Annotated in this window: 22 protein-coding genes; 6 read left to right on the top strand and 16 right to left on the bottom strand. The window is 62.8% G+C overall.

Going from position 1 to position 18,696, the window contains the following annotated elements; translation table 11 throughout:
* Nucleotides 1-50 precede the first annotated feature (50 nt).
* The 9 genes from tilS to AC2FNZ_RS03025 form a co-directional block, all read right to left on the bottom strand.
* Entirely contained in the window at nt 51-1,304 is a 1,254-nt protein-coding gene (gene tilS / locus AC2FNZ_RS03065) for a tRNA lysidine(34) synthetase TilS (protein WP_496839507.1), read from the bottom strand.
* Nucleotides 1,301-2,131 (bottom strand): tol-pal system protein YbgF, encoded by an 831-nt coding sequence (ybgF, locus tag AC2FNZ_RS03060; RefSeq protein WP_496839506.1) that lies wholly within the window; start codon nt 2,129-2,131, stop codon nt 1,301-1,303. Before ybgF ends, tilS begins: the two co-directional genes overlap by 4 nt.
* A 4-nt stretch (nt 2,132-2,135) precedes the next feature.
* On the bottom strand, nt 2,136-2,639 hold the full coding sequence (gene pal, locus AC2FNZ_RS03055; protein ID WP_093962774.1) for a peptidoglycan-associated lipoprotein Pal: 504 nt from the start codon (nt 2,637-2,639) through the stop codon (nt 2,136-2,138).
* An 87-nt stretch (nt 2,640-2,726) separates the two neighbouring features.
* Entirely contained in the window at nt 2,727-4,046 is a 1,320-nt protein-coding gene (tolB, locus tag AC2FNZ_RS03050) for a Tol-Pal system beta propeller repeat protein TolB (RefSeq protein WP_093962775.1), read from the bottom strand.
* The gene (gene tolA, locus AC2FNZ_RS03045) at nt 4,043-5,134 is read right to left on the bottom strand and encodes a cell envelope integrity protein TolA (protein WP_496839505.1); all 1,092 of its coding nucleotides are present in this window, start codon (nt 5,132-5,134) and stop codon (nt 4,043-4,045) included. The genes tolB and tolA overlap by 4 nt, the downstream gene beginning before the upstream one ends.
* A gap of 9 nt (nt 5,135-5,143) precedes the next feature.
* Complete coding sequence (gene tolR / locus AC2FNZ_RS03040) at nt 5,144-5,620, bottom strand: protein TolR (protein WP_093962777.1); 477 nt, start codon at nt 5,618-5,620, stop codon at nt 5,144-5,146.
* Between the two features lies 1 nt (nt 5,621).
* Nucleotides 5,622-6,317 carry a protein TolQ gene (gene tolQ, locus AC2FNZ_RS03035; RefSeq protein WP_093962778.1) on the bottom strand — a complete coding sequence of 232 codons (696 nt, stop codon included), beginning with the start codon at nt 6,315-6,317 and terminating at the stop codon, nt 5,622-5,624.
* A gap of 108 nt (nt 6,318-6,425) precedes the next feature.
* Nucleotides 6,426-6,809: a tol-pal system-associated acyl-CoA thioesterase gene (gene ybgC, locus AC2FNZ_RS03030; protein WP_093962779.1), complete on the bottom strand. Its 384-nt coding sequence runs from the start codon at nt 6,807-6,809 to the stop codon at nt 6,426-6,428.
* Complete coding sequence (locus AC2FNZ_RS03025; RefSeq protein WP_093962780.1) at nt 6,806-7,429, bottom strand: hypothetical protein; 624 nt, start codon at nt 7,427-7,429, stop codon at nt 6,806-6,808. The genes ybgC and AC2FNZ_RS03025 overlap by 4 nt, the downstream gene beginning before the upstream one ends.
* 151 nt (nt 7,430-7,580) lie before the next feature.
* On the opposite strand from AC2FNZ_RS03025, the gene AC2FNZ_RS03020 reads away from it, so the two are divergent.
* The gene (locus tag AC2FNZ_RS03020; RefSeq protein WP_093962781.1) at nt 7,581-7,862 is read left to right on the top strand and encodes a hypothetical protein; all 282 of its coding nucleotides are present in this window, start codon (nt 7,581-7,583) and stop codon (nt 7,860-7,862) included.
* Between the two features lie 200 nt (nt 7,863-8,062).
* Nucleotides 8,063-8,314, top strand: a complete 252-nt coding sequence (locus AC2FNZ_RS03015; RefSeq protein WP_496839504.1) for a hypothetical protein — start codon at nt 8,063-8,065, stop codon at nt 8,312-8,314.
* Between the two features lie 10 nt (nt 8,315-8,324).
* Here the strand turns inward: AC2FNZ_RS03015 and ruvB are convergent, their stop codons facing one another.
* Genes ruvB through ruvC form a run of 3 tightly spaced genes read right to left on the bottom strand, consistent with a single transcriptional unit; the run spans nt 8,325 to nt 10,514 of the window.
* Nucleotides 8,325-9,344, bottom strand: a complete 1,020-nt coding sequence (gene ruvB / locus AC2FNZ_RS03010) for a Holliday junction branch migration DNA helicase RuvB (protein ID WP_170337513.1) — start codon at nt 9,342-9,344, stop codon at nt 8,325-8,327.
* A 4-nt stretch (nt 9,345-9,348) separates the two neighbouring features.
* Nucleotides 9,349-10,020, bottom strand: a complete 672-nt coding sequence (ruvA, locus tag AC2FNZ_RS03005) for a Holliday junction branch migration protein RuvA (RefSeq protein WP_005977910.1) — start codon at nt 10,018-10,020, stop codon at nt 9,349-9,351.
* Nucleotides 10,017-10,514 carry a crossover junction endodeoxyribonuclease RuvC gene (ruvC, locus tag AC2FNZ_RS03000; RefSeq protein ID WP_005977912.1) on the bottom strand — a complete coding sequence of 166 codons (498 nt, stop codon included), beginning with the start codon at nt 10,512-10,514 and terminating at the stop codon, nt 10,017-10,019. The genes ruvA and ruvC overlap by 4 nt, the downstream gene beginning before the upstream one ends.
* A gap of 333 nt (nt 10,515-10,847) precedes the next feature.
* Here ruvC and AC2FNZ_RS02995 point away from each other — a divergent pair, with 333 nt between their 5' ends.
* The gene (locus tag AC2FNZ_RS02995; protein WP_170587710.1) at nt 10,848-11,069 is read left to right on the top strand and encodes a DUF1127 domain-containing protein; all 222 of its coding nucleotides are present in this window, start codon (nt 10,848-10,850) and stop codon (nt 11,067-11,069) included.
* Nucleotides 11,070-11,175: 106 nt separating this feature from the next.
* On the opposite strand, the gene AC2FNZ_RS02990 is transcribed toward AC2FNZ_RS02995, so the two are convergent.
* The 4 genes from AC2FNZ_RS02990 to AC2FNZ_RS02975 all read right to left on the bottom strand — a co-directional run bounded on the left by AC2FNZ_RS02990 (nt 11,176) and on the right by AC2FNZ_RS02975 (nt 16,071).
* Nucleotides 11,176-11,520: a hypothetical protein gene (locus AC2FNZ_RS02990; protein WP_093962787.1), complete on the bottom strand. Its 345-nt coding sequence runs from the start codon at nt 11,518-11,520 to the stop codon at nt 11,176-11,178.
* 98 nt (nt 11,521-11,618) lie between these two features.
* Nucleotides 11,619-12,497: a 50S ribosomal protein L11 methyltransferase gene (locus AC2FNZ_RS02985; protein ID WP_496839503.1), complete on the bottom strand. Its 879-nt coding sequence runs from the start codon at nt 12,495-12,497 to the stop codon at nt 11,619-11,621.
* Nucleotides 12,498-12,565: 68 nt separating this feature from the next.
* Nucleotides 12,566-13,798: an MFS transporter gene (locus AC2FNZ_RS02980; RefSeq protein WP_496839502.1), complete on the bottom strand. Its 1,233-nt coding sequence runs from the start codon at nt 13,796-13,798 to the stop codon at nt 12,566-12,568.
* A gap of 77 nt (nt 13,799-13,875) precedes the next feature.
* Nucleotides 13,876-16,071 (bottom strand): primosomal protein N', encoded by a 2,196-nt coding sequence (locus AC2FNZ_RS02975; protein ID WP_496839501.1) that lies wholly within the window; start codon nt 16,069-16,071, stop codon nt 13,876-13,878.
* A gap of 91 nt (nt 16,072-16,162) precedes the next feature.
* Here AC2FNZ_RS02975 and fsa point away from each other — a divergent pair, with 91 nt between their 5' ends.
* The 3 genes from fsa to AC2FNZ_RS02960 all read left to right on the top strand — a co-directional run bounded on the left by fsa (nt 16,163) and on the right by AC2FNZ_RS02960 (nt 18,646).
* Nucleotides 16,163-16,816: a fructose-6-phosphate aldolase gene (gene fsa / locus AC2FNZ_RS02970; RefSeq protein ID WP_170337507.1), complete on the top strand. Its 654-nt coding sequence runs from the start codon at nt 16,163-16,165 to the stop codon at nt 16,814-16,816.
* Nucleotides 16,817-17,021: 205 nt separating this feature from the next.
* The gene (locus AC2FNZ_RS02965; RefSeq protein WP_170337506.1) at nt 17,022-17,729 is read left to right on the top strand and encodes a DUF484 family protein; all 708 of its coding nucleotides are present in this window, start codon (nt 17,022-17,024) and stop codon (nt 17,727-17,729) included.
* Nucleotides 17,726-18,646, top strand: a complete 921-nt coding sequence (locus AC2FNZ_RS02960; RefSeq protein ID WP_170337505.1) for a tyrosine recombinase XerC — start codon at nt 17,726-17,728, stop codon at nt 18,644-18,646. Before AC2FNZ_RS02965 ends, AC2FNZ_RS02960 begins: the two co-directional genes overlap by 4 nt.
* Nucleotides 18,647-18,696 lie beyond the last annotated feature (50 nt).

The following is an 18,696-nucleotide window of genomic DNA, read 5'->3' as shown; positions in this document are numbered from 1 at the left end:
GATGAGGCGCTGCCGGGTTGCCTCTTAAAATAGAGATGATTGAAGCAGGTTCAATGCGATAAAAAAGAAGCCGAAAACTCGGGGAATTTCGGGTCCATTTCAAACGTCCATCCGTTCAAAAAACCGGCAAATGGCGCAGACACGATTTGGTCGCCCAGCCAAACGGCGGGCGTGGCCATCAGCACCATGCGCGGCACCCCTGTCGCGCGCCAGTCGGGTACTTGTGGCAACCCGGTTTCGCCAAGCGTGCGGATCTGCGCTCCGGGCGTGTCCGGTCCTGTCGCGATCCAACGCCCGTCCCAGAGTTCGGCCGGTCGGGCCACGCATGCCGAAACGGCGGTCAGCTCTCTGCAAAACCACGAACTATTCCCGTCCGTAAGGATTTGACAACCGCTCAGCGTCGACGAACGTCCCGCAACAACGGCCTGTACGACCTGCTCGACTTTGCTTTGCCGAGGCGGGTACCCCGGACCGGAAATCCGCTGAAGGATACCGACCAAAAGCCGGCGCTGTATTTCTTCAGGTAGCGCAGCAAAACCGGCGCGATCCACACGCACCGCACAGGCTATCTCCTTCGCAACACGGCGGGCGGATTCCTGCGCAAAATGCTCAAGCGCCCGGTTCGCACGCCCGAGGTTCGCAGCAACACGGGACAAAGTTTCGGCCGTAATCCCCAAGCCGGACAGATGGCCCAACGCCTCGCGGGCCTTTATCCGGTCAAAGCGCAGGTCCTGATTCGAAGGGTCTTCGATCCATCGCACCCCTTCAGCCTGCAGGTAGTCCCGCAAAGCGGTGCGCGTTTCGCCCAGCAAAGGTCGCCAAAGCGTGACACCGTCCAGATCGCGCGCAAAAGACATGCCCGACAATCCACGCACGCCAGAGGCGCGCCCAAGACGCATCAACACGGTTTCCGCCTGATCATCTGCGGTATGGCCCAGAGCGACCGCGGGAATGTCCTGCAACACCGCCCAGTCCCGCAGCAGGCCGTAGCGCGCCTGCCGTGCCTGATCCTGCAGGTTTCCCGACCGGTCCCATCCCGTCCATTTCAGAGTGACATGGGACACGCCCAAATGTGCACATGTCTCGGAAACACTGGCCGCCTCGGCGGCCGCATCCGGCCTCAGGCCGTGGTCGACAGTGGCCGCAAACAGCCGAACATCTTCATCCAGGGCGATCCGGACCAAAAGATGCAGCAATGCAAGCGAGTCGCTTCCGCCGGACACGGCCACGCCCAGTCGCGACGGAAGCGTTTCAGGCAACAGCGCCCTGACGCGCTCCGGAAGGGTGTCGGCTGGTGAGCTCAAGAACAGCTCAGCGACGCCATTTCCTCGGTTGCCGTGGCCAAAAAGGCCGACGACGGGAACCGGACGCCGACTTCTCCAAGCGTGATACACGCTTGGTCTACCTGGCCCAACCGGCCCAATGCTGCCCCAAGTTCGTACAACGCCTCGGGGGCCACCGGCCCTTCGGAATCGCCAGTAAAGCTGGCAAGGAAAGCCCGGGCCGCTTCGCGGGTATCACCCAGCCCTTCCAGGGCCTGCCCTCGCCTCAGGTTGGCTTCGGGGGCCAGCGGGCTGCCGGGATACGCGCTGTCAAATTGCGCAAAAAGATCGGCCGCCGTCTGGAAATCTCCGTCCGCAAGGGCTTGCGACGCGGCATCAAAATCGGCTTGTTCACCTACGGCCAGTTCGACCTGGTCGCCGTCGGTGGCATCGCCGGGCGTCGTCACCGGAGCGGTGATGGCCGCTGTGTCGCTATCTCCACCCAATGTCGGTGTGTCTTCGCCGGTGAACTCGCAACCGGGTTCCAGCTCGCAGAGACGGAACTCCAGATCTCCGATCCGGTTGGTTCCGTCCGTCACGACATTCTGAACACGCTGATTCAGCTGCTCGGTCTGCCGTGTCAGCCTCTGCAACTCGGCCTCGATGGCGTCAACGCGTTCCAGAATCGAACTGCCGGACAGGTTCGGCGCGGGCGAGCCTGTCGTGGAAAACTCGCGCTTGAGCCGTTGGATCTCGACATGCAGCACCGTCAGCTCCTGGCGGATATCGGCCAGAGTCTGCTGATCCTGCGCTTGCGCGCCGCTGGCAAGGGTCAAAGCCGTCGCCAGAACCAATCCCGCAATTCTCATCCTGTTACCCCGTTGTGGATCCGGTCAGCACGGTGACCGCGCGGCGGTTCTTGGAATAGCATTCCTCGGTGCTGCAGATTTCGATCGGGCGCTCCTTGCCATAGCTGATCGTCTGCAGACGGTTTCCGGCCACACCGCGGGAAATCAGGTATTCCCGCGCGGCATTTGCCCGGCGGGCGCCCAGCGCAAGGTTGTATTCCCGCGTGCCCTGTTCATCCGCGTGACCTTCGATCGTCGCGACGTAGTCGGTGTTGGCCAACAGCCACTGGGCCTGCCCCTGAAGGATCGTCTGCGCCTCGGGCGAGAGCGTGGACTGATCCACGGCAAACAGGACCCGGTCACCGATCGCCTGCTGGAAATAGGCGGGCGAACGTGGGTCGCTGGGAGAACCCGGGACGATTGCGCCGTTGCCGCCGGCGCCACCGCCCAAAGCCGAGGGATCGTTGTTGGTACATGCGGCCACCAGCGCCAGCGCGCCCAGAGCCGCAAACTTGCTCAATACGTTCATTTCTGTTGCCTCTTGTCCCGTTTGTTTATTGACGTCTGTCTATCACAGCCAGCCTGCCTTGTGAACTTCGGCCGGACCGGCGGCTCCTTAATTCAACAGTGGCCCCCACGACGGGTCACTGCCACCGTCCGGGGTGCGTACGGGGCGCAGGTTTCGGCCCGAAATGTCGACCGAGTAAAGGGTCGAACGCCCGCTGGCGCCCTGTGTTTCCCGCGCAAACATGATGACCCGGCCATTGGGCGACCATGTGGGCCCCTCGTCCAGGAACGAGGCGGTCAACAGCCGCTCCTCGCTACCGTCCAGTCGCATCACACCGATATGGAACCGGCCCTTGTTCTGCTTGGTAAACGCCACCAGATCTCCGCGTGGTGACCAGACCGGTGTTCCATAGCGTCCCTGGCCAAAGCTGATGCGGGTCGCCTCACCGCCATTTGCCGGCATGATGTACAGCTGAGGGCTGCCGGAACGGTCGCTCTCGAACACGATCCGCGATCCGTCGGGCGAATAGCTGGGCGCGGTTTCAATTGCGGGCGTGTTGGTCAGGCGCACGCTCTGCCCGGACGCCAGATCCATTTTCCAAAGATCCGTATTGCCGCCCTGCGTCAGCGAATAGACGATCGAGCGGCCATCCGGCGAAAAGCGTGGCGAGAAACTCATCGTACCTTCCTGAGTCTGCAATTCCTGCCGCTTGACCCGGCCAACATCCAGAACGTAAATCCGCGGCCGGCCGCTTTCATAGCTGGTGTAGAGCAGCCGGTCGCCCGTTGGCGAAAAGCGCGGGGCCAGAACGATCGCGGCACTGTCGGTCAGGTACTGAACATTCGCCCCGTCATAATCCATGATGGCCAGCCGCTTGCGGCGCTGATCCTTTGGGCCGGTTTCCGAGACAAAAGCCACACGGCTGTCGAAATAGCCTCCTTCACCGGTGATGCGGCTGTAGACCTGATCGGCCACCTTGTGCGCCATTCGGCGCCAGCCCTCGGTCGTACCGGCAAATTGCAGGCCGTTGCCCAATTCCTGACCCGAGAATACATCCCAGACCCGGAACCGGACGGACAGGGTGTTGCCCGAGACATTCACCGCGCCGGTGACCAGCGCATCGGCATTGATCGCCTTCCAATCCGCAAATTGGACCGGCGCTTCGAAACTGCTGACACGGCTGATGAACGCATCCGGCGAAATCTCACGGAACAGGCCGGTTCCGGTCAGGTCCTCGGCGATGACGCGGCTGATGTCAGCCGCAAACTGGCTGGCCGCCGGACTGTCCGGTACAAAGCTGGGCACCGCAAACGGCAAAGGTTCGATAATGCCTTCATCCAATTCCAGCCGAAGTGGGCCGGTTTGCGCAGACACGGGGGCCGACAGAAGGGTCAGGCCAACGAAGAGGCTGGTCAGAAGTTTCATCATTTGATCCGCATCCTCTCGGGATTGAAGGTGATCTCAATATCCTTCCAATGCTCGTATTTGTCAGCAGGAAGGTCATATCCTTTTGCTCCGCAGCGCAAAATCGCACGCCGGGCGGCCTCGTATGCCTGTTTTGCGGCCCCGTCCGAGCCGCCGGAGCTATCCAGAAGCTGCAGGCTGCCGGGAACGATCGAGCCGTCGCGGTTCAGTGAGAAACCGACCACCACAACGGTCTTGAGCGCATCGGTCGACAACGAGCCCACATTCCAGCACCGCGAAACAGCCAGACGCATCGCATCCTTTTCACCGCCGGTGAGAGGCGGGCCGGACGGCTCGGACGCACCGCCCAAGGCCTCGGCCAACGCGTCATTGATCGCGGCCTCGTCCGGTTCCGCAGCCTGTTCGGCCGGCTCAGCGGTCGCGGTCTGTTCGGTTTCCGCAGGCTTGGGCCGATTGGGCCGGACCCGGGGACGCGGCGAGCTTTGTGGCGACAGGTCCTTGGCTTCTTCCGCCTCGGTCACGATCTGGTCGGTGGCTTCCTCGGGCGCGGTCTGGTCTTGCTGCTCCTGCTGGATCTCAGCACCTTCATCCAGCGAAACCGCCGGTGTTTCGATATCGTCCGGCTTTGCGTCCAGTGGCGGAGGAGCGATGGGTTCGGGGGCGACCTTGTCCGCTGGGCGCGGCTGGGACTCGGGCAGCGCTGGCAAAACCGCAACCTCGGGTTCCGGTTCATCCAGTACCGGAGGCTGCTCGATCACTTCGGGTTCAGGTGGAGCCTCAACTGCCTCGGGTTGCGGCTCGGGCTCCGGTTCAGGTGGCGTGACCGGCTCGGGGCGCGGCTGTTCTTCCGCAGACGGCTCCGGCACTTCGGGCGCCGGGGGTTGTACGACCGGATCTTCCAATGCGTTGGGGGGCGTCGGAACTTCGGGCGCATCGCTTTGCGCCGTCAGGGCAGCGAATTGCTCAGCCGAAACCACCGACACCTCCTGCACAGCAAAAGGCAGCGGCTCGGACCGGAACGTGCCGCCGAACAGGGCCCATCCGATCAATGTCACATGGGCAATCGCCGAAATCTTGGTGCCGGTATCCACCGCGCAGCCTCACTCTCCGCCCGCGTCCAGCGCCGGCCCGCCAGTATCGGTGACAAGGCCCACATTCGAAAACCCGCCGGCATTCAACGCACCCATGACCTGCATGACCTGCGCATAAGGAATGGCGCCATCGGCCCGCAGGTAGACGCGGTCGCTGCTGCGCTCGGCAGCAATGGCGCGCAACTTGCCGATCAACTCGTCGCGGGTCACCTCGGTGGTCTGGATCTGAACCCGCCCGTCGGCTGTTAGCGTGACGGTCAACGGTTCCTCGTTGTCGCCCGGCAGAGCGCTGGCGGCAGTTTTGGGCAGATCAACCTCGACCCCCACGGTCATCAGCGGAGCCGCGACCATGAAGATGATCAGCAGCACCAACATCACGTCGACAAAGGGTGTGACGTTGATTTCACCCATCGGCTGCGCACGCCCGCGCCGCCGTCCTCGGCGTCGTCCGTTGCCGCCAGACGATTGCTGGATCGCCGCACCCATGTCAGCTGTCCAACTGGCGGGACAGAATGGTTGCGAATTCGTCGGCAAAAGCCTCATATCCGCCAACGATGCGATCGCTGTCCGCGCTAAGTTTGTTGTAGAAGATTACGGCCGGAATTGCGGCCAAAAGGCCAAGACCGGTCGCCAGCAAAGCTTCGGCGATGCCCGGTGCCACGACGGCCAGGTTTGTGTTCTGCTGTTCGGCGATTTCGATGAAGGCGTTCATGATTCCCCAGACCGTACCGAACAGGCCGATGAAGGGCGCAGTCGAACCCACGGTCGCAAGGATCGAAAGACCCTTTTGCAAACCCTCGGCTTCTTTGGCGATGGCCACATCCATCGAACGATCGATCCGGGCCTGAGCGCCAGCTATGAGCCCTCCGTCGGCGCGGTGCGAGCGGCGCCACTCGATCATGCCGGCTGCGAAGATCTTTTCGGAACTGCCATCCGGCTGCGTTCCGATTTGTTCAAACAGCTCGTCCAGCGGGTTGCCCGACCAGAACGCCTCGTCGAACACCTGCGCTTCGCGTCGTGCGCTGCGATAGGTGATGAGCTTTTGAATGATGATCGACCATGACCAGAAGGATGCGACCACAAGGATCAGCATCACCACTTTCACGATGAATGTCGCACGGGCGAACAGCCCCCACATGGAGAAATCGATCTCCTGCGCCAGCGCCAGCGTTTCAGCTTCCATGAACCTGCTCTTTGTTTTGCCTGACAGCCGTTGATTGGCCTTGTTTTGCCAAACGCTAGCGTAGTTAGGGGCAAATTGCCAACAGAACCACAGGGGCTGAGCAAATTGTTACAGCAATGCGCGAATCTCTGCCGGGAGCCGGATCGGCCGGCCATCCTGATTGACGCAAACGGCCGTCACGGTCGCGCGGAAGACTTCGGTCTCGCCGCGCCGGATGAGTTGAGCCATGGTCAGTCGCACGCCGGAAATCGCGACGACCTCGGTTTCGACCAGCAACTCGTCATCGAACCGCGCAGACGCCAGATAGTCGGCCTCGACCCTCCGCACGACCCAGATGATACCAGCCTCGCGCATTGCGTTCTGGTCATTGCCCAGGTTGCGCACCCAATCCGACCGGGCGCGCTCGATATAGCGCAAATAGTTGGCGTGATAGACCACGCCCCCCATGTCGGTGTCCTCGTAGTAGACGCGGACGGGAAAGACATGCTTCATTGCGTCGGCTCCATGCGTGCGAACAGCCGCAGCGCGTGGGACGGGTCCCGGGCCACCGCCGGCAAAACCGGATCATAGGCGGCGCGGATCAGCGCGGCAATATCGGGCCGCAGGATCGTCGTGTCTCCCGCCACGGCCAGGGGCGAGCGCTCTCGGAAGGCTGTGTCCGACCACAAAAGAACGGTCTGAACAACCTGCGACAAGGCCAGCGTTTCAGCCGATACTTTCGACAGCGCCCGGTCCATCCTCACAAAGACAAACGCAGCACGGATCGCGCCGTCCGGATCGAACCTGAATGCTCGATACTGGTTGGCTCCGCCAGCATCGAGCCGTTCGACCAGCGGCGCGAGGTCCGGGATCAGCCGGTCAAGGTCGGGTACCTCAAGCAGCTCGGCCCAATCGCGAAAAAAGAACACCATGCAGTTGGCCCCCAACTCGGGGTCGGTCTCGGCCATCTTGTGGCCGGCCAGTGCAACCACCGCCTCGAACGCGCCTTTGACCGTTGCTAGCGTCTTGTCTTCCACACCAAATACGATCGGCACGATGGGCCGTCCCCAACGTGCGAAAAGATAGCTCCCGTCCGCGCGAAAAAACAACTCGGCAACACCCTCAGGCGTCATTGGCAATTCCCTCTTTTTTCAACCTCGGGGCCGTTGTTTACTATCGTAAACAACGATATGCCCGCGACAAACGCCATGTTGCCCGGGCGTTACCGACACTACCAGACCAGACGGTCTCGGCCATATCTGACAAGGACGAAACATCGGCCCAATGCTTTCCTGGATCAGAAGAAAACCGCCACAGCACAAAGGTCGGCTAACTCCTGAATTTGACCGCGTCTACCATTATCACATCAGAAAAACAGCCGGCTCTTCGTTGAATGCGGCGTTCCTATCGGCGTTCGCCGGCAAGCGTGTGACAGTGAAAGCTCTTGCGGGCGCCCCCAAACACCGAATTGCCGGCGAGATCGGGCCTGCGGTCGGCTGGTACGAGCGGCTGATCAAGTCGGGCAGCTTTGCTTACGCGTTGCACATTCGCCGTTCCATTCACTGAAGGTGCCCGCCAAGACCTGCACATTTACAGTGTTCCGCGATCCGGTCGAGCGGGCCTACAGCCACTTTTTGATGCTGAAAGGGTATATCGAAAACGGCGTCGATCACCCCTGCCTGGCATCCGAAGGCGATTAGGCGAGTGGCGACTTTGCCGATTTCATCGCATCCGCTGACCGCAATCACCTGCTGCGTCAGCTTTATATGTTCAGCGAAAACTTCGACGTGGACGAGGCTGTCGAGGCTGTGTCCTCTCTAGATCAAGTCGGTTTCTTTCACGAACTCGGCAATTTTCTTGAAAGCGCCCAGGCGTTGTTCTCGGTGGATTTGCCTATGCGCCACGAAAATAGGTCGTTGTCACGCAAGAAGCTGTCTGCGGAAGAGTTGGCCGCATTCCGTCCTCATTTCGAACCTGAGTACGAGATGCTGACGAATATCCGCGAGCGTAGCGGCTGATCTACAATCGTCAGCCAAACAGGTCACTCTGCCCCTTGGGCGCAGCCATGCCCAGATGCGTCCAGGCCTTCTGCGCCAGCATCCGGCCGCGCGGCGTGCGTTGGATCAGGCCTTGTTGCAGCAGATAGGGCTCGATTACTTCCTCCAGCGAGTCGCGGCTTTCGGACAGGGCGGCCGACAGGGTCTCGATCCCTACCGGACCTCCGCCGTAGTTCTCGGCGATCAGTTTCAGATAGCGGCGGTCGGCCCCATCCAGACCCAGATTGTCAACGCCCAGCCGCGTCAGCGCACCATCGGCCAGCTCGCGCGTGATGCGACCGTCGCCCTCGACGATGGCGAAATCCACGACCCGCCGCAGCAGCCGCCCGGCGATACGGGGGGTGCCCCGCGACCGGCGCGCGATCTCGCGGGCTCCATCGTCCTCGGCCGGCGCGCCCAGCTTGCGGGCGTTGCGGGTGACGATCTCGTGCAGCTCGTCCTCGGTGTAGAATTGCAGCCGCGTGGGAATACCGAACCGATCGCGCAGCGGGGTGGTCAGCAGGCCCATCCGCGTGGTCGCCCCGACCAGGGTAAAGGGCTGCAGCTCGATCCGCACGGTACGGGCCGCGGGCCCCTCGCCGATCACCAGATCCAGCTCGAAATCCTCCATCGCCGGGTACAGAACCTCTTCCACCGCCGGATTCAGGCGGTGGATCTCGTCGATGAACAGCACGTCGCGCTCTTCGAGATTGGTCAGGATCGCCGCAAGATCCCCGGCCTTGGCCAGAACCGGCCCCGAGGTCATGCGGAAGTTCACTCCAAGCTCGCGCGCCATGATCTGCGCCAGCGTCGTCTTGCCCAAGCCCGGAGGGCCGTGGAACAGCGTGTGGTCCATCGCCTCGTTCCGCTGGCGGGCCGACTGGATGAAGATGCGCAGATTGGCCCGGGCCTCGGCCTGGCCGATGAATTCGTCCAGCCCCTGCGGGCGCAAGGCGCGGTCGTTGTCCTCAGGCAGAGGCTGCGGGCGCAGGGTCGGGTCGGCATCAACCATTCATTCAGCCTTTCGGAGCCAGCAGTTTCAACGCCGCGCGGATCAATTCGGCCTCACCGGCATCGGGCAGGTTGGCGGCGGCCTCGGCGACGGCAGAGGCGGCCTCGGACGGACCATAGCCCAGGTTTGACAGCGCCGACAAAGCACCCGCCGACGCCGCACCCGCGCCGGGTTTCGGGGCCCGCACCGGGGCCGGCGCCGGGTCTGCGGGTTCAACCACCTCGGCCACGGGGCCGTCCATCGCTTCGGTTACCGTGCCGCCCATCGCCATGACGCCGGGCGCCTTGTCTTTCAGGTCCAGCACGATGCGCTGCGCGGTCTTGGGCCCGACACCCTTGGCCGCCTTCACCGCACCCCAATCGCCCAGCGCGATGGCCCGGCTGACCCCGTCCGGCCCCAGCGCGCCCAGAATGGCCAGCGACACCTTGGCCCCCACCCCTTGAACCGAGCAGAGCAGCCGGTGCCATTCTTTCTCGACCAGAGACAGAAAGCCGTAAAGCTGCATCAGGTCCTCGCGCACCACCAGATCGGTGTACAGCGAGACCGCCTCGCCCACCCCGGGCAGGGCTGCCATGGTCCTGTCCGAGCAATAGACGATGTAGCCGACCCCGCGCACGTCGATCAGAAGATGATCCGCCGCGCGGTAGTCGATGCGTCCGGTCAGCTTGCCGATCATGTGGCCACCTGCTTGATGCGCGCCTGCGGCGTCGCACCGTAGAACGCATGACAGATCGCGATCGCCAGCGCATCCGCCGCATCGGCCCCCTTGGGCTGGCACCCCGGCAGTTGAAGTTTGACCATGTGCAGAACCTGCTCCTTCTCGGCGTGCCCTACGCCCACCACGGTTTTCTTGACCCGGTTGGGCGCGTATTCGCCCACCGGCAACCCGGCCTGCGCCAAGGTCAGCAACGCCACTCCGCGCGCCTGACCCAGCTTCAGCGTCCCGGCGCCGTCCTTGTTGACGAAGGTCTGTTCGATGGCTGCCTGGTCGGGCTGATGTTCGGCGATCACCTCGACGATCTGGTTGTGCAGCGACAAAAGCCGCTCACCCAGATCATCCCCGTCGGATTTGCAAAGGCCGTTGGCAACATGGCTCAGCCGGCTGCCATGTGATTCGATGACGCCCCATCCCAGGGTTCGCAGCCCCGGATCAATGCCCAGAATTCGCATGTTGTGCCTCGGCCTGCTCGGGTTTTCATTGTCTTTTCTCTCGATTAGCACGAAGCGTGAACATTTTCCAAGAAAATTGATCCGGCGACCAAATGCGACACACCTGTTCCGTCCGCGACAATTCGGACGCATTGCGACCCCAGAAAGTCTGAAACCGACACATTCCCAAAGCAGTTTTCACCAATAATTTAAGGGACTTTCATCATTTTCGAAGCATTGCAAAAACTGCATAGGACACATGCAATTTCAGCACTTGCAAGGTCAATCCGACATCACTAACTGGCCCGAGAATTCGACATTCAAACGTCAACACTGAACAGAAGGAAGCAGGATATGGCTGCAATTGACACAACCCGCGCCTCGATTGGCTCGTTTGGCCTTGTCGGCCGTATCGGCGCCTTTCTGGCATCCGTCGTGAGCGCCGTTGTCGCCTGGAACGACGCACGCGTGACGCGCAATGCATTGAACGGTCTGAGCAACCGTGAACTGGAAGATATCGGCCTGTGCCGCGGTGACATCGACGAAGTCGCTGCTGGCCGCCGCCGTCTGTACTGAAACCACCCGCTCTCGCCCCTATCCTCCCTCGGGGCAGCACAGAAACACCGCGGACCGAATGGTACGCGGTGTTTTTGTCTTTTGAAGGCTCTTTAGGAGAGAGAGTTCAGTAGAGAATCTTGTTCAGCTGTGTCGACAGGGCCTGCGACAATGGATCGATCTGCATGATCCACGCGCCCGCCTGTTCAACCGATGTCCCTTCGTTCAGGGCATCCACCCGGTACTGGTATCCGGTCGGACCGAGATTGGATAGCAGGAACGCTTTGAAAGCAAAAAATCCGCACAGGCACAGCAACAGAACCTTGGCCGGAACCGCCGAGCGTACCCGCTGGGGTTTCATGACGACCAGACCATCTTTGCGCATAGTCGCGCGATAGCCACGGCTCATCTTGTTGTGTTTCTTTGTCAGCCGATGAACGCGCTGATCGAATTCAAGTTGTTTTCCTGTCATGGCAGCCTCCAAAAACCGCCCCCCAAATTCATTGGATGACGGTAGAAAGAGAATGCGTCAAAACCGTGGCAAAAATCCACAAAACTCCTGCAAATGGTCTAATTTGCGCCCTGTTTGGTTAAGACTAGCGTCGTCCATTCACCAATCATTGACCGATCCATCGTATTGAACCCGTTTCGTGCATAAACCGATTCCACTTCGTCGGCCTGCTCGTTGAGGATTCCCGACAGGATCGCATGTCCGCCTCCGCGCAGATTCTGCGCGATCTCCGGCGCAAGGGCCACCAGCGGTCCCTTCAGAATGTTGGCGAAAATCAGATCGTAAGGCGCCGCCGCCTGGAGGTCGGGATGGTCAAATCCGGCAGCCTCGACACAACGGACGGCCCCGGCCATGCCGTTGGCCTTCAGGTTGGCCTCGGCTACGTCGACGGCGACCTGATCAATGTCGCTGGCCAGGATGTCACCGTCCCAGACCCGCGCCGCCGCCATCGCCAACACCGCCGTACCGCAGCCGATATCGGCGACCTTGCCGGCCTCGAACCCAGCCTCAATCAGCTTGTCCAGCGCCCGCAGACATCCCAGCGTCGTTCCGTGGTGCCCGGTGCCAAAGGCCATCGCCGCCTCAATCAGCAGCGGGATGCGTCCCTCGGGCAGCTTGTCGGCGTCATGGCTGCCATAGACGAAAAACCGCCCGGCTTCGACCGGGGCCAGCTCGCGCCGGACATGGGCGACCCAGTCGGTTTCCGGCAGTTCCGACACCACGAAGGGCTTGGCCTCGAAGGCCGCCGCCAGCAGGGCCAGGGCGGCCTCGTCAGGGCTTTCGGTGAAATAGCCGCCGACCTCCCACAGGCCCGAGCCGTCCTCGACCTCGAAGACGCCCACGCCGGTGGGTTCGGGATCCAGACGCTCCATCGCTTCGCCCAGGCTTTCGGCTGCGGCTTTGCCTTTCAGGGTGGTCAGGGCGGTGAACGTGGGCATGGGAACCTCCTGCAGAAACCGCCTTTGCGCCTAGGGCCGTCAGCCGCCGAGGTCAAGCGTCCCGGGTGTCATTCGGCCGGTGCGGGGGCGTATTTCGAAAAGATGGTCTCGTTCCCCGGCTCGGGGTGGCGCGGGATCAGCAGCGACAGCGCCAGAGAGATCAGCGCCATGCCGGCCGCCAGACCGAACACCGCCCCCGGCGACACGACCCACAACAGCCCCAGCAGCGCCGGCAGGAACACCGCCGCGATGTGGTTGATGGTGAAGGCCACCGCCGCGGTGGGGGCAATATCGGCCGGGTCGGCGATTTTCTGGAAATAGGTCTTGAGCGCCAAAGCAAGCGCGAACAGCACATGATCGATGACATAGAGAATAGCCGCCAGCAGCACGCCCCAGCCGAACCAGTAGATGCCGCCATAGGCCGCAAACACGATGGCAAGGCCCAGATACTCGAAGATCAGCGTGCGCCGCTCGCCAAAGACCGCGACGGCCTTGCCCAGCAAAGGGGCTGCGGCCATGTTGATGATCAGGTTGATGAGGTACAGGCTGGTCAGGTGATGCACTTCAAAGCCAAAGCGCTCGACCATCATGAACCCAGCGAACACGACGAAGATCTGCCGCCGCGCGCCTGCCATGAACTGCAGCGCGTAATACAGCCAGTAGCGCCGGCGCAGCACGATCTTCTTAGTCTGCGGTGTCGGCGCATCGAATTGCGGATAGGCGATCAGGCAGAAAAACGCCAGCACCGCGGTCAGCCCACCAGCCGCCATGAAGACCGTGTTGTAGGACAGATCGAACCGGTCCCAGGTCAGCACGATCAGCCCATAGACCACCAGCGTCGAGGCCGATCCCATCGCCACCAGCCAGCCCAGCACCTGCGGGGCGCGGTCCTTGGGCAGCCATTGCAGCTGAAGCGACTGATTCACCGTTTCGTAGTAGTGAAACCCGATCGAGCTGAACAGGGTCACGAACAGCAGCCCGCCGAGGCTGGGAAACCATGCCGTCACTGCCGTGGCCACACCCAGCAGCACCAGCGAAATCATGGCCAGCACCTGCTCGCGCACGAAAATTATCACCGCGATCACGCCCACGGCCAGAAAGCCCGGGATTTCACGCACCGTGTGCAGCAGGCCGATGTCTGCCCCGTCGAAATCCGCGACTTCGATCACAAAGTTGTTCAGCAGCGCGCTCCATGCATTGAAGGCGATCGGCATTGTCAGCGCCATCACGAACAGCAACGTGACGGGGCGGCGCCAGAACGGCAGGCTCTGGGCCTGGGACAGGGGCATCGGTTTCAGCATGAGAGTTCTCTACGCCCAATCCGCCCGGCTGGCGAGAGGAAATCCCCCGTGCACATCGGGTCTGCGCTGATGCAGGGTCAGTAGAAACTCTGCGGGTCGATATCGACAGTCAGGCGGATGTCGCCCTTCAGGCGCAGCGGTGCGATCCAGCGGGCGATGGCGTCCTGGATGGGCGCCCCCTTGGGCGCCTTGACCAGCAGCCGCACCCGGTGCCGCCCGCGGATACGGGCAATCGGTGCCGGGGCAGGCCCAAAGACCTGTGCCCCGATCTGCCGCAGCGGCGCGTCATTGCGCGCCAATACGTTGCCGATGTCAAAGACGGGCCCGACCTCGGGGCCGGACAGCACGATCCCCGCCATCCGGCCATAGGGCGGCACCCCGGCCGCCTGACGCCCGGCGGCCTCAGCCCGCCAGAACCCTTCCTCGTCCCCCGACAGGATCGCGCGGATCACCGGGTGTTCGGGCTGAAAGGTCTGCAGCAGCGCCGCCCCCGGCTTGTCGGCCCTCCCGGCCCGGCCCGCCACCTGCCGCATCAGTTGAAAGGTCCGCTCAGCCGCGCGCAGGTCGGACCCGTGCAGGCCCAGATCCGAGTCGATCACCCCGACCAGCGTCAGGTTCGGGAAATTGTGCCCCTTGGCCACCAGCTGCGTACCGATGACGATATCTGCGTCGCCCTCGGCGATCTCTTCGATCTTGGCCTTCAGCGCCCGGGCCGAGCCGAACAGGTCAGAACTGAGCATGGCGATGCGGGCGTCGGGAAAGGTCGCCTCGGCCTCTTCGGCCAGACGTTCGATGCCGGGGCCGACCGGGGCCAGCTTGCCCTCGACCTCGCAGGCGGGGCAGGCCTCGGGCATGGGCTTGGTCTCGCCGCACTGGTGGCACATCAGACGTCTGAGGAACCGGTGTTCGACCATGCGCGCATCGCAGTGGTCGCAGGCGATCTGTTCACCGCAGGCCCGGCACAGCGTCACCGGCGCATATCCCCGGCGGTTTATGAACAGCAGCGACTGTTCGCCCTTCTCGATGCGCGCCTGCACCGCCTGGCGCAGGCTGGGGGAAATCCAGGTGCCTGGCTGCATCTTCTCCGCACGCATGTCGATGGTCTTCATGTCCGGCAGCACCGCCGCCCCAAAGCGCGAGGTCAGGTCCAGCCGGTCGTACTTGCCGGCTTCGGCATTGGCCCAGCTTTCCAGCGACGGCGTGGCACTTGCCAAGATCACGCGCGACCCGCAGATCGCCGCCCGCAGCACCGCCATGTCGCGCGCATTGTAATGCACGCCGTCTTCCTGCTTGTACGAGGTGTCGTGTTCCTCATCCACTACGATCAGGCCCAGATCGCGGAACGGAAGGAACAACGCCGACCGCGCGCCCACCACCATCTGCGCATCGCCCTGCCCGACCATGCGCCAGACACGGCGGCGTTCAGTCATCGTGGCACCGGAATGCCATTCGGCCGGGCGCGCGCCGAACCGCTCCTCGACCCGTGTCAGAAACTCGGCAGTCAGGGCAATCTCGGGCAGCAGCACCAACGCCTGCCGGCCCATGCGCAGCGCTTCGGCCACGGCTTCAAGGTAAACCTCGGTCTTGCCCGACCCGGTCACGCCCTTCAGCAGCGTTGTGCCATAGGTTCCGCTGCGCAGTGCGGCCCGCAACGTGTCGGCGGCAGCGGTCTGATCGGGGGTCAGCGCCTTGCCGGGCCGGTCCGGGTCCAGCGTCGGATAAGGCAGGTCGCGCGGGCTGTCCTCCTCGCGCACGGCGCCCTGCTTGACCAGACCTTTGACGACCGACGACGTGACCCCGGCCATCTCGGCCAGTTCTTTCAGGGTAAAGGCCAGCCCGCCATAGTCACGCAGCACCTCCAGCACTCGGGCCCGGGCATCGGTCATGCGGTCAGGCGTGCCGCTGCCCAGCCGATAGATCTTGCGCATCGACAGCGGGTCGCCCAGCCCGGGCGCGCGGGTGGCCAGCCGCAGCATGGCCGGCATCGGCGTCAGCGTGTAGTCGGCCGCGCGCTGCAGGAACAGGCGCATCTCTTCGCGCATGGGCGCCACGTCCAGCACCCGGATGACCGAGCGGATCTTGCTGCGGTCGAAATCGCCGCGCCCCGCGCCCCAAACCACGCCCAGAACCTTGCGCGGGCCCAGCGGCACCTCGACGAAGGCCCCCAGGAAACACCCCCCCTCGGGCGCCTTGTAATCCAACGTCCGGTCCAGCGGCTGGGTCGTTAGAACCGCCACCAGCTCACCTTGGTCGAAATGCACCGGGTCGCTCAATGCGCGCCTTTCTTCAGCAGGGGTTTCAGCACGGGTCTCTTTGAGGTAAAGGCATCCGCGAGCAAGGCCAACCCATCAAAGGACTGCCCCGATGAAATTCTTCGTAGACACAGCCGAAATCGACGCCATCGCCGAATTGAACGACCTGGGCATGGTGGACGGTGTCACCACCAACCCCTCGCTGATCCTGAAATCGGGTCGCGACATTCTGGAAGTGACCAAGGAAATCTGCGACCTGGTCGATGGCCCGGTTTCCGCCGAAGTCGTCGCCACCGAAGCCGAGGACATGATCGCCGAAGGCCGCAAGCTGGCGCAGATCGCACCGAACATCGCCGTCAAGGTGCCGCTGACCTGGGCCGGTCTGAAAACCTGCAAGACGCTCAGCGACGAAGGCCAGATGGTCAACGTCACCCTGTGCTTCTCGGTCAATCAGGCACTTCTGGCAGCCAAGGCCGGCGCGACCTTCATTTCGCCCTTCATCGGACGGCTGGACGACATCAACCTCGACGGTATGGACCTGATCGCCGACATCCGTCAGGTCTATGACAACTACGGGTTCGAAACCGAAATCCTCGCCGCCTCGATCCGCAGCGTAAACCATGTGGCCGACAGCGCCCGCATCGGCGCCGACGTGATCACCGCCCCGCCTGCCGTGATCAAGAAGCTGGCTGATCACCCGCTGACCGACAAAGGGCTCGAGGCCTTCCTGTCGGATTGGGCCAAGACCGGTCAGAAGATTCTGTGATCCATTGATCCCATGTACAACCGCGCGGCCCCGACTGGGGCCGCGCCTGGCCCAACTTCAGTGGGCCTGATCTTTGATCAGACGCCTGCAGGCGGGAGCCACGCCCCCACACACGGCGCCTAATCCACCTAAACGTGCATTTTTCCCAAGGTATTTCCGGGCACCCGTGCTATAACGCCCCCAACAAAAAAAGACCGGACAGGATATGAGCAGCAATCCCAAACTCGAGGACAACCTCCGCGCCGCGATTCTGGCCGAGCCGGACGCCGTACTGGACGACAAGGATCTGATGCAGGCGCTGGTCGCCGCGAACGAACGCGCCCGCGGAGACAACATAATCGACCTGCGCGGAATCGCCATGCAACGGCTTGAGGCACGGCTGGACCGGCTGGAGGACACTCACCGCTCGGTCATCGCTGCCGCCTACGAGAACCTCGCCGGAACCAACCAGGTTCACCGAGCCATCCTGCGCCTTCTTGAGCCGACGGAATTCGAGGACTTCCTGCGCGTGCTGGGTACGGAAGTTGCCGAAATCCTCCGCGTCGACCGCATCACGCTGGTCCTGGAAACAACGTTGGTCCAACAGGACCCAAGCATCGACCGGCTGGACGGTGTTTTGGCCGTGGCGGAACCGGGTTTCGTACAATCCTACATGGACAACGCTCCGAACCACCCCGCGCGCGAGGTTGTCCTGCGCGAAATTCGCCAACCCAACCGCAGAGTGCACGGGGATCAGCTGGACCAGCTGCAATCTGAGGCATGTATGCAGCTGGATCTCGGCAAAGGGCGTCTGCCGGGCATGATTGTCATGGGCGCGCGCGACCCAAGGCACTTCTCGCCTCAATTGGGCACTGATCTGCTGGCCTTTTTCGCAGGCGTATTCGAACGGTCGATGCGCCACTGGCTGTCGTGAGCCTGATCTCTCCAGCCTGCCGCGATGCGTTGCAGTTGTGGCTGGAGGGGTTGACCGCTTTGGCGGGCCGTTCGGAAAACACCATCAATGCCTATCGCGGGGATGTCTCGGATTTCCTGTCTTTCATGACTTTGCATCACAGCGAACGGCAGGGGCTGGCGGCGCTCGAGCGCATCACCGTTTCGGACATGCGGGCCTGGATGGCACATCAACGCGAATCCGGTGTCGGGGCGCGGTCACTGGCGCGAAAACTGTCCGCCGTCAAAAGCTTCTATCGCTGGCTGGCTGAACGCGAGGGGTTCGAGCCCACCGCCGTCCTGTCCACCCGCGCCCCGAAATACACCAAGAAACTGCCGCGCCCTCTGGCCGAAGACGCCGCCCGCGCCATGATCGAGACGGTCGAGCTGCAATCCGGGTCAGATTGGGTTGCCGCCCGCGACGTTGCCGTCGTGACCCTGCTGTATGGCTGCGGCCTTCGCATTTCCGAAGCCCTGTCCCTGACCGGAGCGGACGCGCCCCTGCCCAACACGCTGAGAATTGTCGGCAAGGGTGACAAGGAAAGGATCGTTCCGGTCATACCCGCTGCGCGTCAGGCAGTCGACCGATACCTGGAATTGTGCCCACATCCCCAAAGCCCAACCGCCCCATTGTTCCGCGGCGTACGGGGCAAGGCCCTGAGTCCAAGGGCAATTCAGGGCGTCATGGCCAAAGCGCGCATGCAGCTGGGTCTTCCGGCAACGGCCACTCCACACGCGATGCGGCACAGCTTTGCCACCCATCTTCTGTCGGCCGGCGGAGACCTCCGGGCCATTCAGGAACTGCTGGGTCACGCGTCCCTTTCGACCACCCAGGCCTATACAGCGGTCGACACCGCGCGCCTCATGGAGGTGTACAACCGCGCGCACCCCAAAGCCTGAGACGCGGCGGAATTGCAGCAACCAAATTTCGGTGCTGATACCGCTGGCTT

The organism is Ruegeria sp. SAZA006, assembly GCF_059613465.1.
Note: the sequence above shows the minus strand (reverse complement) of the source record. Positions and strands in the feature narration are given on the sequence as shown.

Excerpts from the sequence above, each read along its gene's own strand:
- AC2FNZ_RS02985 (WP_496839503.1), bottom strand. The coding sequence starts at position 12,497 with ATGCCCACGTTCACCGCCCTGACCACCCTGAAAGGCAAAGCCGCAGCC.
- AC2FNZ_RS02995 (WP_170587710.1), top strand. The coding sequence starts at position 10,848 with ATGGCTGCAATTGACACAACCCGCGCCTCGATTGGCTCGTTTGGCCTT.
- tolB (WP_093962775.1), bottom strand. The coding sequence starts at position 4,046 with ATGATGAAACTTCTGACCAGCCTCTTCGTTGGCCTGACCCTTCTGTCG.
- AC2FNZ_RS03015 (WP_496839504.1), top strand. The coding sequence starts at position 8,063 with ATGTTCAGCGAAAACTTCGACGTGGACGAGGCTGTCGAGGCTGTGTCC.
- fsa (WP_170337507.1), top strand. The coding sequence starts at position 16,163 with ATGAAATTCTTCGTAGACACAGCCGAAATCGACGCCATCGCCGAATTG.
- AC2FNZ_RS02990 (WP_093962787.1), bottom strand. The coding sequence starts at position 11,520 with ATGACAGGAAAACAACTTGAATTCGATCAGCGCGTTCATCGGCTGACA.
- AC2FNZ_RS03025 (WP_093962780.1), bottom strand. The coding sequence starts at position 7,429 with ATGACGCCTGAGGGTGTTGCCGAGTTGTTTTTTCGCGCGGACGGGAGC.
- tolQ (WP_093962778.1), bottom strand. The coding sequence starts at position 6,317 with ATGGAAGCTGAAACGCTGGCGCTGGCGCAGGAGATCGATTTCTCCATG.
- ruvA (WP_005977910.1), bottom strand. The coding sequence starts at position 10,020 with ATGATCGGCAAGCTGACCGGACGCATCGACTACCGCGCGGCGGATCAT.
- ruvB (WP_170337513.1), bottom strand. The coding sequence starts at position 9,344 with ATGGTTGATGCCGACCCGACCCTGCGCCCGCAGCCTCTGCCTGAGGAC.
- AC2FNZ_RS02980 (WP_496839502.1), bottom strand. The coding sequence starts at position 13,798 with ATGCTGAAACCGATGCCCCTGTCCCAGGCCCAGAGCCTGCCGTTCTGG.
- pal (WP_093962774.1), bottom strand. The coding sequence starts at position 2,639 with ATGAACGTATTGAGCAAGTTTGCGGCTCTGGGCGCGCTGGCGCTGGTG.
- AC2FNZ_RS03020 (WP_093962781.1), top strand. The coding sequence starts at position 7,581 with ATGCTTTCCTGGATCAGAAGAAAACCGCCACAGCACAAAGGTCGGCTA.
- AC2FNZ_RS02965 (WP_170337506.1), top strand. The coding sequence starts at position 17,022 with ATGAGCAGCAATCCCAAACTCGAGGACAACCTCCGCGCCGCGATTCTG.
- tolR (WP_093962777.1), bottom strand. The coding sequence starts at position 5,620 with ATGGGTGCGGCGATCCAGCAATCGTCTGGCGGCAACGGACGACGCCGA.
- ybgF (WP_496839506.1), bottom strand. The coding sequence starts at position 2,131 with ATGAGAATTGCGGGATTGGTTCTGGCGACGGCTTTGACCCTTGCCAGC.
- ybgC (WP_093962779.1), bottom strand. The coding sequence starts at position 6,809 with ATGAAGCATGTCTTTCCCGTCCGCGTCTACTACGAGGACACCGACATG.
- ruvC (WP_005977912.1), bottom strand. The coding sequence starts at position 10,514 with ATGCGAATTCTGGGCATTGATCCGGGGCTGCGAACCCTGGGATGGGGC.